Genomic DNA, 1,255 nt, shown 5'->3' with positions numbered 1-1,255 from the left:
TTGTTTAAAAACTTACTTCAAATGAAAATTGCATATCTATCAACGTTTTATCCTTTTAGAGGTGGTATTACACATTTTAATACATCCCTTTTTAATGCTTTTTCAAAAGAGCATGAAGTAAAAGCTTTTACTTTTAAAAGGCAATATCCTAATCTTTTATTCCCAGGTAAAACGCAATTTGTTAATGAAAAAGATAATGTAGAAAAAATAGATGCTAAAAGAATTTTGGATTCAATAAATCCATTTTCATATTTTTCTACTGCTAAAGAAATCAAAAAGTATAAACCCGATATTTTAATCATGAAATATTGGATGCCGTTTTTTGCCCCTTCACTTGGATATGTTGCAGCTATGCTTAAAAAGCAAGGAACCAAAGTGATAACGGTTTTAGATAACGTTATCCCTCACGAAAAGAAATTTTATGACATTAGCTTTTCAAAATATTTTCTTAAAAGAAATTCAGCTTTTGTAGTAATGAGCAATACGGTAAAAAATGATTTGCTACAGCTTAAACCCGATGCAAAATATATTTTTCGTTCTCATCCTCTTTACAATCATTTCGGAAAAATAATTGATAAAAAAGAAGCAAGGAAAAAACTGAATATTCCGGGGAATAAAAAAGTTCTTCTTTTCTTTGGATTTGTTCGCGAATACAAAGGTTTGGATATCCTTATTGAAACAATGAAATATCTTTCTGATGAATATTACCTTCTTATTGCAGGTGAAGTTTACGGAAAGGATGAAAAATATTTCACTCAAATAAAAAATCTAAGACTTGAAAATAAAATAAGTGCAAACCTAAGATATATAGCCGATGACGAAGTATCCTTGTTTTTCTCGGCTTCTGATGTAAATGTCCTTCCTTACAAGTCGGCAACGCAAAGCGGCATTTTGTCAATTGCATATCACTTTGAATTACCTGTAATTGTTACTGATGTAGGTAGTCTCAAAGAAGCTGTTGAACCACATAACACAGGAATGGTAGTTGATAAAGCCGATTCAAAAATGATAAAAGATAGCGTTATTGAGTTTTTCAAAAACCAACAAGAGTTTAAAGCAGGCATTCGTAAGTTTAAGGAATTGAATTCATGGGATAAAATGGCAGAAGCGATAAAGAAATTCTCAAAGGAGATTTAATTTCGTAAGTTATTTCTTGAGAGATTTTCAATTTGTTTTATACAACAGGAATATATTAATATCGTCAACGTATTGACGAATTTTACATTAAATTCGTCATCGTAATGACAAATTTCAA

At 30.1% G+C, this 1,255-nt stretch carries 1 protein-coding gene; it reads left to right on the top strand.

All coding sequences use genetic code 11. The features are described 5' to 3' along the window. Window positions 1-1,137 (top strand): glycosyltransferase (locus U9R42_06575; GenBank protein ID MEA3495683.1); only part of this gene is annotated, 1,137 nt, incomplete at its 5' end. Between the last annotated feature and the right edge of the window lie 118 nt (window positions 1,138-1,255).

This window comes from Bacteroidota bacterium (assembly GCA_034723125.1).
In the GTDB taxonomy this organism is placed as follows: Bacteria; Bacteroidota; Bacteroidia; order CAILMK01; family JAAYUY01; genus JAYEOP01.
This window is presented reverse-complemented; position numbering and strand designations above follow the sequence as displayed.